At 69.0% G+C, this 13048-nt stretch carries 9 protein-coding genes; 2 read left to right on the plus strand and 7 right to left on the minus strand.

The features are described from left to right. Positions 1 to 152: 152 nt before the first annotated feature. Together FHU35_RS24635 and FHU35_RS29440 are read left to right on the plus strand one after the other, a co-directional pair. Positions 153 to 3794, plus strand: coding sequence for a multifunctional oxoglutarate decarboxylase/oxoglutarate dehydrogenase thiamine pyrophosphate-binding subunit/dihydrolipoyllysine-residue succinyltransferase subunit (locus FHU35_RS24635; RefSeq protein ID WP_246110554.1), 3642 nt, complete (start codon positions 153 to 155; stop codon positions 3792 to 3794). Positions 3795 to 3998: 204 nt separating this feature from the next. After that, positions 3999 to 4175 (plus strand): DUF6104 family protein, encoded by a 177-nt coding sequence (locus FHU35_RS29440; protein WP_186459597.1) that lies wholly within the window; start codon positions 3999 to 4001, stop codon positions 4173 to 4175. Positions 4176 to 4220: 45 nt separating this feature from the next. On the opposite strand, the gene FHU35_RS24640 is transcribed toward FHU35_RS29440, so the two are convergent. The 7 genes from FHU35_RS24640 to hutH all read right to left on the minus strand — a co-directional run bounded on the left by FHU35_RS24640 (position 4221) and on the right by hutH (position 13013). After that, a complete protein-coding gene (locus FHU35_RS24640; RefSeq protein ID WP_145744625.1) occupies positions 4221 to 5186 on the minus strand; it encodes a zinc-binding dehydrogenase in 966 nt (321 codons plus the stop codon). A gap of 125 nt (positions 5187 to 5311) precedes the next feature. After that, positions 5312 to 6094, minus strand: coding sequence for a class I SAM-dependent methyltransferase (locus tag FHU35_RS24645; RefSeq protein WP_145743914.1), 783 nt, complete (start codon positions 6092 to 6094; stop codon positions 5312 to 5314). A gap of 90 nt (positions 6095 to 6184) precedes the next feature. Next, positions 6185 to 7345 (minus strand): imidazolonepropionase, encoded by a 1161-nt coding sequence (hutI, locus tag FHU35_RS24650; RefSeq protein WP_145743916.1) that lies wholly within the window; start codon positions 7343 to 7345, stop codon positions 6185 to 6187. A 14-nt stretch (positions 7346 to 7359) separates the two neighbouring features. Beyond that, a complete protein-coding gene (locus FHU35_RS24655) occupies positions 7360 to 8649 on the minus strand; it encodes a formimidoylglutamate deiminase (protein ID WP_145743918.1) in 1290 nt (429 codons plus the stop codon). 4 nt (positions 8650 to 8653) lie between these two features. Beyond that, positions 8654 to 9838, minus strand: coding sequence for an allantoate amidohydrolase (locus FHU35_RS24660; protein ID WP_145743920.1), 1185 nt, complete (start codon positions 9836 to 9838; stop codon positions 8654 to 8656). Continuing rightward, positions 9835 to 11481: a urocanate hydratase gene (gene hutU / locus FHU35_RS24665; protein ID WP_145743922.1), complete on the minus strand. Its 1647-nt coding sequence runs from the start codon at positions 11479 to 11481 to the stop codon at positions 9835 to 9837. The genes FHU35_RS24660 and hutU overlap by 4 nt, the downstream gene beginning before the upstream one ends. Further along, a complete protein-coding gene (gene hutH, locus FHU35_RS24670; RefSeq protein ID WP_145743924.1) occupies positions 11478 to 13013 on the minus strand; it encodes a histidine ammonia-lyase in 1536 nt (511 codons plus the stop codon). Before hutH ends, hutU begins: the two co-directional genes overlap by 4 nt. Positions 13014 to 13048 lie beyond the last annotated feature (35 nt).

Raw genomic sequence — 13048 nt, forward strand, 5'->3', positions numbered from 1 at the left:
CGGCCGTCCTGTGTGTCAACCTCGCGAATCGGGCGGCTAGCCTGGTACCCGAGTGTGTCTGTAAATCACGAGCATATGGATCGAGGCGAACGCCAGCCGTGTCCAGCAGCCCCGCGTCACAGTTCGGCCCCAATGAGTGGTTGATCGAGGAGATGTATGAGCGGTTCCTCCAAGATCCCACTTCCGTAGACTCGGCGTGGCACGAATTCTTCGCCGACTACAAGTCGGGTCAGGCTACAAACGAGAACACCGCTACCGCTGCGGCGGCCGGCACTGCGGCGCCCCCAGGCACGACGGCCACCGCGACGCGCACCGGCGAGACCAACGGCCAGGCACCAGCTGCTGCCGCGTCTCCCGCGCCCGCGGCGCCTGCCGCGAAGCCCGCTGCCGCCCCGAAACCCTCTCCGCAGCAGGCTGCCAAGGCCGCTCCGGTCAAGCAGCCCCAGGCGGAGGGTGACGTCAAGACCCTGCGCGGCGCTGCGGCTGCGATCGCCAAGAACATGGACCAGTCGCTCACGGTCCCCACCGCGACCAGCGTGCGCGCGGTGCCCGCGAAGCTGCTGTTCGACAACCGCATCGTCATCAACAACCACCTCAAGCGGAACAAGGGCGGGAAGATCTCCTTCACGCACCTGATCGGCTACGCGCTGGTCAGGGCGGTCAAGGACTTCCCGAACATGAACAGCCACTACGGCGAGGACGCCAAGGGCAAGCCGGCGTCGGTCGCTCCGGAGCACATCAACCTCGGCCTGGCGATCGACATGCCGGGCAAGGACGGTTCACGCAACCTGGTGGTCGCCTCCATCAAGGGCTGCGAGGACATGACGTTCCAGCAGTTCTGGCAGGCCTACGAGGACATCATCCGCAAGGCGCGCAGCAACGCGCTGACCGCGGACGACTTCGCCGGAACCACCATCTCGCTGACCAACCCGGGTCCGTCGGGCACCAATCACTCGGTGCCGCGGCTGACCAAGGGCCAGAGCGCGATCATCGGTGTCGGCGCGATGGACTACCCTGCGGAGTTCCAGGGCGCCAGCGAGAAGACGCTGGTCGACATGGGCATCAGCAAGATCGTGACGCTGACGTCCACCTACGACCACCGCGTCATCCAGGGAGCGGAGTCCGGCGACTTCCTGCGTCGCGTGCACCAGCTGCTGCTGGGCGAGGACGGCTTCTTCGACGACATCTTCGCCTCGCTGCGCATCCCGTACGAGCCGGTGCGCTGGACCCAGGACATCCCCGAGGGCGCGGTGGACAAGACCGCCCGCGTGCTCGAGCTGATCGACGCCTACCGCACCCGCGGCCACCTGATGGCCGACATCGACCCGCTGAACTACCGGCAGCGCCGGCACGAGGACCTCGACGTCCTGTCGCACAGCCTCACGCTGTGGGACCTGGACCGCGAGTTCGCCGTGGGCGGTTTCGCCGGTCGCGAGAAGATGAAGCTGCGCGACGTGCTCGGCGTGCTGCGCGACTCCTACTGCCGCACCGTCGGCGTGGAGTACATGCACATCCTCGAGCCCGACGAGCGCGAATGGCTGCAGCAGCGGGTCGAGAAGCCGCACACCAAGCCGGATTCGACCGAGCAGAAGTACATCCTGTCGAAGCTCAACGCGGCCGAGGCCTTCGAGACGTTCCTGCAGACCAAGTACGTCGGGCAGAAGCGGTTCTCGCTGGAAGGCGCGGAGACCGTGGTTCCGCTGCTGGACGCGGTGCTGGACAACTCCGCGGCCAACGAGCTCGACGAGGTCGTCGTCGGCATGCCGCACCGCGGCCGGCTCAACGTGCTGGCCAACATCGTCGGCAAGCCGATCTCGCAGATCTTCCGCGAGTTCGAGGGCAACCTCGACCCGGGTCAGGCCCACGGTTCCGGTGACGTGAAGTACCACCTGGGCGCCGAGGGCAAGTACTTCCGGATGTTCGGCGACGGCGAGACCAAGGTGTCGCTGACCTCGAACCCGTCCCACCTGGAGGCCGTGGACCCGGTGCTGGAAGGCATCGTCCGCGCCAAGCAGGACATCCTGGACAAGGGCCAGGAGGGCTTCACGGTGCTGCCGGTGCTGATGCACGGTGACGCCGCGTTCGCCGGTCAGGGCGTGGTCGCCGAGACACTGAACCTGTCGCTGCTGCGCGGTTACCGCACCGGTGGCACGGTCCACGTGATCGTCAACAACCAGGTCGGCTACACCACTGCTCCGGAGCACTCGCGTTCCAGCAAGTACTGCACCGACGTCGCGAAGATGATCGGCGCGCCGGTGTTCCACGTCAACGGCGACGATCCCGAGGCGTGCGTGTGGGTCGCGCGGCTGGCCGTGGAGTACCGCCAGACGTTCGGCAAGGACGTCGTGATCGACATGGTCTGCTACCGCCGTCGCGGGCACAACGAGGGCGACGACCCGTCGATGACGCAGCCGAAGATGTACGACGCGATCGACAAGATGCGCAGCGTCCGCAAGGTCTACACCGAGTCGCTGATCGGCCGCGGTGACATCACCGTGGACGAGGCGGAGAAGGCCCTCAAGGACTACGCCGCGCAGCTGGAGCACGTGTTCAACGAGGTCCGCGAGCTGGAGAAGCACCCGCCGGCACCGAGCCCGTCGGTGGAGGCCGAGCAGCAGGTCCCGCGCGGCCTGTCCACCGCGATCTCGCCGGAGTCGCTGGAGCGCATCTCCGAGGCTCAGATCAACCTGCCGGACGGCTTCTCCCCGCACCCGCGCGTGAAGCCCGTGCTCGAGCGTCGCGCCAAGATGGGCCGCGAGGGCGGCATCGACTGGGCCTTCGGCGAGCTGCTCGCGTTCGGTTCGCTGGTGATGGAGGGCCGCCAGGTCCGCCTGACCGGTCAGGACAGCCGCCGCGGCACGTTCGGTCAGCGCCACTCGGTGCTCATCGACCGCAAGAACGACTCCGAGTACACGCCGCTGCAGAACCTCTCGGGCGACCAGGGCAAGTTCCTGGTCTACGACTCGGCGCTGTCGGAGTTCGCCGCGCTGGGCTTCGAGTACGGCTACTCGGTGGGCAACCCCGAGTCGCTGGTGCTGTGGGAGGCGCAGTTCGGTGACTTCTTCAACGGCGCCCAGCCGATCATCGACGAGTTCATCTCGTCCGGTGAGGCCAAGTGGGGGCAGCGCTCGGACGTCGTGATGCTGCTGCCGCACGGCCAGGAGGGGCAGGGCCCCGACCACAGCTCGGGCCGCATCGAGCGGTGGCTGCAGCTGTGCGCCGAGGGTTCGATGACGGTCGCCATGCCGTCGACCCCCGCGAACTACTTCCACCTGCTGCGTCGGCACGCCCTCGACGGGATCCACCGCCCGCTGGTGGTGTTCACGCCGAAGTCGATGCTGCGCCTGAAGGCCGCGACCAGCCCGGTCGAGGACTTCACGGAGGGCAAGTTCACCTCGGTGATCGACGACCCGGCGCAGCCGGATCCGTCGCAGGTCAAGAAGCTGGTGCTGTGCACCGGCAAGCTCTACTACGAGCTGGCCGCCTACCAGGAGAAGAACGGCATCACCGACACCGCGGTTGCGCGGCTCGAGCAGCTCTACCCGCTGCCGCACCGCAAGCTGGGCGCCCTGTTCGAGCGGTACCCGAACCTCGAGTCGGTCCGTTGGACGCAGGAGGAGCCGGCCAACCAGGGTGCGTGGCCGTTCCTGGGCTTGGCCCTGACCGAGCAGTTCCCCGAGCTGGTCGGCAAGCTCAAGCGGGTCTCGCGCCGTCCGATGGCCGCTCCGGCCACCGGCCTGGCCAAGGTCCACGAGGTCGAGCAGGCCGAGGTCGTGCAGAACGCCTTCGCCTGACCTTCCGAGCAGAGCGAGCGGGCCGTCGGTTCCTTCGGGAACCGGCGGCCCGCTCCTTTGCGCTCGGGCGGGGGCGGCGGAGTGTGCATGGGAACCTTCCGCTCATGTCGACCGGGGCTCGGTTCCGGTGCTGGAGACCGGTTTCGTACCCTGCTGTTCCCGACCGCACCGCGTTGAAGAGCGATGGACCATTGAGGAGGAACGGTGTATTTCACCGACCGCGGCATTGAGGAACTTGAAGAGCGTCGCGGTGACGACGAGGTCACCTTGGCGTGGGTCGCTGACCGGATGCGGGCCTTCGTGGACCTCAACCCGGATTTCGAGGACGCCACTGAGCGTTTGGCGACCTTCCTCGCACGCGACGACGTCGACGACGAATGATCCGGCCCCGGCCGCGCACCCCGGAGAGGCGCGGCCGGGAACCGATCAGGCCAGCAGCACGGCCCGCCCGACGATCTCGCGTTGCTCGATGGCGACGTGCGCGTCGGCGGCTCGAGCCAAGGGGAAGCTCTTCCCGATGGTGGGGGCGATGTGCCCGGCGGACGCTTCGGCCAAGGCCTTGTTGAGCAGATGCAGTCGTTGGCGGCGCGACGTGTACTGGATTTCGAGCAGCCCCGCGACGGTCACATCACGCCGCTTCGCTTCGTCGGCGTCGATTTCCGCGAAGTCCGAGTCGGATGCTCCGTAGGTGATGATGCGCGCGCCGTCGTCGACCGCCTGGAACGCCTCCAGCCCGTATCGACCACCGGCTCCGTCGAAAACGACGTCGACGCCACCGGTCAGAGCGCGAACCTTCTCAGCCCAACCGGCTTCGCCGTAGTCGACGGGTTCGGCTCCCAGCCGGCGCACCAGATCGAGCTTCTGCTCTCCCCTGGCGGCCCCGATGACCTGAGCACCAGCAGTTTGGGCGAGCTGGATGATGATGGACGCCGCTCCGCCGCCGGCGGCCGTGACGAGGACCCGTTCTCCAGGCCGCACGGCTGCGTGGTCGCAGAGCAGCATGGCCGTCGTGGCGTCGTGCAGCAGCACCACGGCGGACCGCTCGTCCACACCGTCGGGGATCGCGGCGAGCTCGGTTTCCTCGACGGCGACCAGTTCGGCGTAGGTTCCGCTGTTCTGCGTGCTGGCGACGACGGTTCGGCCCAGCCATGCGGGATCGACGTTCTCACCCAACGCCACCACTTCTCCGGCCACGCCGTCTCCGGGGATGTAGGGCGGGTTCATCTCGAAGTACTGCCGACCCCAGCCTTGCCGGAGCCTCGTGTCCAGGAACAGCACGTCCACGGCCGCCATCCGCACCAGGACCTGTCCCGGTTTCGGCGTCGGGTCGGGCTTTTCCACCGACGTCAGCACTTCGGGCCCTCCGAATTCGCCGACCTGCACCGCGCGCATCTCGATCACTCCGCTCTCCGTTGACTCCGGTGAGCCTCCAACTTCGAGTTAACTGGAAGTCAAGCTCTGCGGTGACCATCCGCGGACGGTTGTCGCGAGCGAGGCAGCCGTGCCACCCGTCGACATCAACCGAGGCGCTGAGCAAAGGTCAGCTGCGTGAGGTACCGCTTGCTGACCACGCCGCCGTGATCCTCGATGTGCCCTTCGATGCAGTCCAGCAGCTGCTCGCGCACCGAGTCCGGCATCGTCCGATGATCCGAGTACGTCTTCAGCAGGTCGAGGTACTGGACGCTCGTGTACTGCGCTTCCCACTCGTACTGGTGAAACTCCGGTGCGCTGAAGCGGCGTGAGCGGTGGAATTCCTCCGATTCCCTCGGGATCTCATCGGGGGTGGGCAGAGACCGCCTGGGTGCCGCGGTGGGGGCGAAGCACTCGTAGCACTGCCCGGCCTGCGCGAAGAACGAGTCGCTGCCCCCAGCGATGTGGTGCGTGGAGATGACGGCGAGCGCACCGCGCGGGCGCAGCGCGTCGGCGACCTTCGTCATGCGCTGCTCGGGGTCGAGCCGGTCGAACGAAGTCGCGGCGACGACCAGGTCGAACCCGACGGGCGGCAGCGGCCACTCCTCGAACGCCTGGACGACCACGCGCGCCGAGTGGTATTCGCCCAGGTTGCGCCGAGCCAACGCCGCCAGCTCCTCGCTCAGCTCGAGAGCGGTGAGCGCGAATCCGCGGGAAGCCAGCGGCACGCTCGCCTGCCCGGTGCCGCAGCCGATCTCGAGCACTCGCGCGGCCTCACCGACCGCGGCGGTCAGGACGTCGAACAGCTCCGCCGGGTACCCCGGACGGGACCGGTCGTAGCGCTCGGCGTCCTCGGCGAACGCAGAACGCCCCCGCTCTCCGTCGCTCACCGAGCTCTTCCCGAACCGCAGGTCATGAGCGCAGTGTACGAAGCAGCGGCGGTGTTGACAGGAAGGTTCCCACGCTCACGCCTGGTGGCGTCAGCGCACGCGGTCGCCCTTGCGCCACACCGCGTGGGTGAGGGGAACCCCTGGGCGATAGGCCAGCCACGTGGCGCTGGGGGCGTCGAGCACCTGGAAGTCGGCGCGGGCGCCTGGACGCAGCACCCCCACCGCACCGTCGCCGGAGTCACGTCGCAACGCTCGGGCACCTCCCCAGGTAGCGGCACGCACGGCCTCGTCCACGCTCATCCGCATCTGCAGGACCGCAGTGGTCACGCAGAACGCCATCGATGAGGTGTAGGAGGAGCCGGGGTTGCAATTGCTCGCGAGGGCAACGGTGGCGCCGGCGTCCAGCAGGGCCCGCGCGTCCGGCAGGGGTTGGCGCGTGGACAGGTCGCACGCGGGCAGCAAGGTCGCCACGGTGCCGGACCCGCCGAGGGCGTCGATGTCGGAGCGTTCCAGGTGGGTGCAGTGGTCGACGCTGGCCGCATCCAACTCGACCGCCAGTCCGACCCCGGGCCCTGGGCCGAGCTGATTGCCGTGCACTCGCAGCCCTAGGCCGCGGCGACGGGCCTCGGTCAGCACCCGGCGGGACTGGTCGGCGTCGAAGGCACCTTCCTCGCAGAACACGTCGCACCAGCCGACGTGGTCGGCGACAGCGTCGAGCATCTCGCCCGACACCAGATCGACGTAGTCCGTCGCGTCGGCGCCCGGGGGGACGAGATGCGCGCCGAGGAAGGTGACCTCGTCGACGTAATCGGCGGCGATCTTCGCCGCACGCAGCTCGTCGGCCACGGTCAAGCCGTAGCCGGTCTTGGTTTCCAGGCAGGTCGTGCCTTGAGCGGCGGCCTCGCGGACGTGCCGACGCAGGTTGCGGGCCAGTTCGTCGTCGGTTGCCTGCCGGGTCGCGTTGACGGTGACCGCGATGCCGCCTGCATGGTACGGGCGGCCGGCCATGCGGTCGGCGAACTCAGCGGTCCGATCGCCTGCGAAGACGAGGTGGGTGTGGCTGTCCACCCATCCGGGCAGGACGGCCCGGCCCTCGACGTCGAGGTGCTCGTCCGCGTCCGGCGCGTTGCCGGACGGACCCACCCAGACGATCCGGTCACCTTCGAAGACCAGCGCCGCGTCGCCGAAGGTGCCGAGTTCCGACTCGTTGGTCGTGAGTTCACCAATTCCAGTGATAACAGTGGCTGTCATCGTTGCCTATTTCCTCACGTTCGCAGGCGCGTGATGGATTCGCGCAGTTCACGGGCGGTGTCGATGGCGGTGTGGGTCCCGTCGACGACAACGCTCCGACCGTCGACGATCACTTCGCGCACGTCGTCTGCACGGGCGACGGCAGGCACCGCGTGCGGAGCGACACCGGCGAGACGCGCGGTGTCGAGGTCGATCGCCACGAAGTCCGCACGTGCGCCGACCTCGAGCCGCCCGGCGTCGGGGTGGCCGATCGAGGCGTGCGCCGTGGCCATCGCGAGCAACTCCTGCGGCCGGTGATGGCCCCGGGTCTCCGTCGCCAAGCGCTGGTAGGACTCGACCGCCTGGCTCTCGGCGAGGACATCGATCACCGAATGCCCGTCGCTGCCCAGCGACAACGGGCTTCCCGCCACCGCCAGCGCTCCGGCAGGACCGATCCCATCCGCCAGGTCCGCTTCGGTGGTGGGACACAAGCACACTCCGGTTCCGCTGCCACCCAGCAACGCGACGTCGCCTGCCGCGAGATGAGTGGCGTGCACGGCGGTGACGTTGTCCCCGAGGGCACCTCGCTCCGCCAGCAGCTGCGACGGGGTTCGTCCGTGCGCGGCCAAGCAGGCGTCGTTCTCCGCGCGCTGTTCCGACAGGTGCAGGTGCAGGGGAACCTTCCTGTCACTCGCCCACCCGGCGACCTCCTCGATCGCCTCGGCAGGCACGGCCCGAACCGAGTGCACCGCAGCACCCACGAGCACACCGTCCGAAGTGAACGTTCCCACGCGCTCCTTCCAACCGGTGGCATCACCGTCGGAGAACCGCCGCTGGACGTCGTCCAGTTCTCGGCCGAAACCACCTGTCAGGTAACAGGTGTCCAGCATGGTCAGCCGGATGCCGGCGTCGCGAGCGGCTTGCGCAAGAGCGTGACCCATCGCGTTCGGGTCTTCGTAGCGGGAGCCGCCGGGCGCGTGGTGCACGTAGTGGAACTCGCCAACACCGGTGATCCCGGCCTGCACCATCTCCGCGTAGACCCCGCGCGCGAGCTGGTAGTAGCTGTCGGGATCGAGTTTCGCCGCGACCCGGTACATCTGTTCCCGCCAGGTCCAGAACGTGCCGCGTCCCGTGTCGCCCCGCAGGGCCCGGTGGAAGGCGTGCGAGTGCGCGTTGGCCAGGCCCGGCAACACCAATCCGGGCAGTCTGCGCGCACCACCGGGCGGTTCCCCCGACCGAACGGAGGTGATCCGCCCGCCGTCCACCTCGAACAGCACGTCCTGACGAGGTCCTCCGGGCAACCAAGCCCATTCGCACCAGAACATCCGCTCACCCCGCCAGGTCGGTCAGGACGCGGGCCAGGGCATGGGAACCTTCCTCGCAGTCCTCGACGGTCGCGTGTTCTTCCGGGGCGTGGCTGATGCCCGTCGGATTGCGCACGAACAACATGGCCGTCGGCTTCTCCGCAGCCAGCACACCCGCGTCGTGGCCCGCCCCGGTGGGCAGGGAGGGAACGTCGTCGAGGACTTCGCACAACCGGTCCCGGAGAGCCGCGTCGAAGTGGACGGTGTCGCCGAAGGATTCCTCGACGACTTCCACCGAACATCCCTCCTGCGAAGCCAACTCCATCGCCTGCTCGGCCAGGTCCTCCACCATCGCCCGGGCACCGCGCGGCGCACGAGCGTCCAGGTAGAGGTCCACGGCGGAGGCGATGACGTTGGTTCCGCCCGGGTTGGGCACCAACCTGCCCACGGTGGCGCGGCCGTCCGCCGTGGCAGCCGCTGCTCGGCGCGCGGCGACGACGAGTTCGGCGGCCGGCAGCATGGGATCCTTTCGGTCATCGATGAGGGTCGCGCCCGCGTGGTTGCCCTGGCCCCGGAACCGGAACCGCCACCTGCCGTGACCGAGGATCGAATCGGCGACCGCGACGGGGCGGTTCAGGTCGACCAAGCCCTTGCCCTGCTCGACGTGCAGTTCGACGAAGTGCCCGATGCGTCGAAGGGCACCTTCATCCCGGCCGATGCGCGCCGGGTCCGCACCGAACGAGCCCATCGCTTCGGCTAGCGAGATTCCGTCGGTGTCGCGCAGGCGGCGCGCGCGGTCCGCGTCGATGGTTCCCGTCATCAGCCGCGAGCCCAGGCACGGGACGCCGAACCTGCCTCCTTCTTCCTCCGCGAACACCACCACGGCCAGCGGCCGGCTTGGCTGGAAACCGCGTTCGCGCAGCAGATCCACTGCCTCCAGGGCGCAGACCACACCGAGTGGCCCGTCAAAGGCACCTCCGCCGGGCACCGAGTCGAGATGGCTGCCGGTGACGACCGCGTCCTCACCTGGTTTCCCCCACCAGGCCCAGAGATTGGTGTTGGCGTCGGTCTCCACCTCGAGACCGCGGCTCTCGGCCTGTTCGACGAACCATTCGCGCAGGTGTCGCTCGGCGTCGTCGAAGACGTGGCGCGAGTACCCGCCCCGCCTCCGATCCGCGCCGATCCCGGCGATGGCGTCCAACCCGCTCATCGACCCACCAGCGGGGTCCGCACGCCGCGTTCCGCAGCGACCTCCTCGGCGCGTTCGTAACCGGCGTCGACGTGCCGGATCACGCCCATGCCCGGGTCGTTGGTGAGCACCCGCTCGAGCTTGCGCGCGGCGAGCTCGGTGCCGTCGGCGACCGTGACCTGGCCCGCGTGCAGAGAACGACCCATGCCGACTCCTCCGCCGTGGTGCAGCGACACCCAGGTCGCCCCGGATGCCGTGTTGACCAGCGCGTTGAGCAGCGGCCAATCGGCGACCGCGTCGGAGGAGTCCGCCATCGCCTCGGTCTCGCGATAGGGGGAGGCGACCGATCCGCAGTCGAGGTGGTCGCGGCCCAGGACCACCGGCGCGGCCAGTTCCCCGGAAGCGACCATCTCGTTGAACCGCAGGCCGGCCTGGGCGCGCTCGCCGTAGCCGAGCCAGCAGATCCGGGCCGGAAGCCCGTGGAAGGGAACCTTCCTGTCAGCGAGCCGCAGCCACCGGGCCAGGTGTTCGTCCTCGCCGAAGAGCTCCAGCACGGCCGCGTCGGTCTTGGCGATGTCGGCGGGGTCGCCGGACAGCGCGGCCCAGCGGAAGGGTCCCTTGCCCTCGCAGAACAAGGGCCGGATGTAGGCGGGGACGAATCCCGGGTAGGCGAAAGCGCGCTCGTACCCGCCGAGTTGAGCCTCGCTGCGCAGCGAATTGCCGTAGTCGAAGACCTCGGCGCCTGCGTCGAGGAACCCGACCATTGCTTCGACGTGCTGGGCCATCGCATCGCGCGCGCGGGTGGTGAACTCGTCGGGTTTGCGAGCGGCGTGGTCGGCCCAGTCCGAGAGTTCGACGTCCAGCGGGAGGTACGACAGCGGGTCGTGGGCCGAGGTCTGGTCGGTGACGATGTCGGCCGGCACGCCGCGTCGCAGCAGTTCGGGAAGCAACCGCGCGGCGTTGCCGATGACGGCCACCGAGTAGGCGCGACGTTCCCTCTTGGCGGCAACGGCCTTGTCGATGGCGTCGTCGAGGGAGTCGGCGACCTCGTCGAGGTAGCCCTGCTGAGCGCGGCGGTGGGCGCGTTCTGGATCGCACTCCACGACCAGCGCGGCACCGTCGTTCATGGTGATCGCCAGCGGCTGCGCACCGCCCATGCCGCCCAGCCCTGCCGTGATGGTCAGCGTTCCTGCGAGAGTTCCGCCGAAGCGCTTGGTGGCGATGGCGCCGAAGGTCTCGTAGGTGCCTTGGAGGATCCCTTGTGTGCCGATGTAGATCCAGGAGCCGGCGGTCATCTGGCCGTACATCATCAGGCCGAGTTCGTCGAGGCGGCGGAACTCCGGCCAGTTCGCCCAGTCGCCGACGAGGTTGGAGTTGGCGATGAGCACCCGCGGGGCCCACTCGTGGGTGCGAAGCACTCCGACGGGCTTTCCGGACTGCACGAGCAGCGTCTCGTCCTCGCCGAGGGTGGTCAGTTCCCGCACGATCGCCTGGTAGCAGGCCCAGTTGCGGGCGGCTTTGCCCGTTCCGCCGTAGACGACGAGGTCTTGCGGCCGTTCGGCGACGTCGGGGTCGAGATTGTTCTGCAGCATCCGCAGCGGCGCTTCGGTGCTCCAGCTGCGCGCGGTCAGCTTCGTGCCGCGTGGGGCGCGCACGTCGGTCATCGATTCCTCCCTGATTCGGCGGCGGCGAGGACGTCACCGCTGCGGATGAGCTGTTCTGCGGCGGCGATCTCGGGGGCGATGTGCCGGTCGGGGCCGGGGCCTGCCACGTCGCGGCGCAGCAGGTCGCGGACCGCACGGGTGGCGGGGGCTGGTTCCAGCGGGGCGCGCAGGTCGAGTGCTCGGGCTGCGGTGAGCAGTTCGACCGCCAGCACCGTGGTCAGTCCGTCGACGGCCCGCCGGAGCTTGCGGGCGGCCGCCCATCCCATGGACACGTGGTCTTCCTGCATCGCGCTGGTCGGGATGGAGTCCACGGAGGCCGGCACGGCGAGCCGTTTGAGCTCGGAGACGATTCCGGCCTGCGTGTAGTGGGCGATCATGTGCCCGGAATCGACGCCAGGGTCATCGGCGAGGAAGGCCGGGAGCCCGTGCGAGCGGGCGACGTCGAGCATCCGGTCGGTTCGCCGATCGCAGATGCTGGCCATGTCGGCCATGGCGATGGCCAGGAAGTCCAGCACGTATCCGAGCGGAGCGCCGTGGAAGTTCCCGTTGGATTCGATCCGGCCGTCAGGCAGCACGACCGGGTTGTCGATGGCCGCGGCGAGCTCGCGGTCGGCGACGGTTTCCGCGTGGCCGACGGTGTCACGTGCCGCACCGTGGACCTGCGGGGAGCAGCGCAGCGAGTAGGCGTCCTGGACTCGTGGGCAGTCCGGGCCCCGGTGGCTGGCCACGATCGGTGAATCTGCGAGGAAGGCGGCCATCCTCGCAGCCGAAACCCCCTGCCCGGGGTGGGGGCGGAGAGCTTGCAGGTCTGCGGCGAAGGGGCGATCGGTGCCCAGCAGGGCTTCGACGCTCATCGCGGCGGTCACATCGGCGACGTCGATGAGGGCGTTGATGTCGCGCAGGGCCAGCACGAGCATGCCGAGCATGCCGTCGGTGCCGTTGGTGAGCGCGAGGCCCTCCTTCTCCGCCAGGACGACCGGTTCGATTCCGGCTTCTGCGAGCGCTTCGGCGGCCGGCGTGCGACGGCCGGAGGCGTCGAGGACCTCGCCTTCGCCGGTGAGCGCGAGCGCGACGGCGGCGAGGGGGGCGAGGTCGCCGGAGCAGCCGAGCGAACCGTGCTCGTGCACGACGGGAACGATCCCGGCGTTGAGCATCGCGGCCAGGGCTTGGGCGGTTTCGGGCCGGACGCCGGTGTGGCCGGTGGCGATGGTGTGCAGGCGCAGCAGCATCTGCGCGCGCACGACTTCGGGTTCCACGGGTTCGCCGGCACCTGCGGCGTGGGAGCGGACGAAGGACTGCTGCAAGGCCGCCCTTCGTTCACTGGGGATGTGGCGCACGGCGAGGGCGCCGAATCCGGTGGAGACCCCGTAGACGGGTCGTTCCTCGGCGGCCAGGGCTTCGATGTGCTTGCGGGTGGTGACGATGCCTTGTTCGGCGACCTCGCTGAGCCGCACGGCGCTTCCGCTTCGTGCGACGGAGATGACTTGCGCGCGCGAGAGCGGTCTGGGGTCGATGAACACCTCGTTGTGCATGTGTCCATCCCAGCTCGCGGAAGCTCCTGGCAGAA

The sequence above is a fragment of the Saccharopolyspora dendranthemae genome (genome assembly GCF_007829955.1).
GTDB classification, from domain to species: Bacteria; Actinomycetota; Actinomycetes; order Mycobacteriales; family Pseudonocardiaceae; genus Saccharopolyspora; species Saccharopolyspora dendranthemae.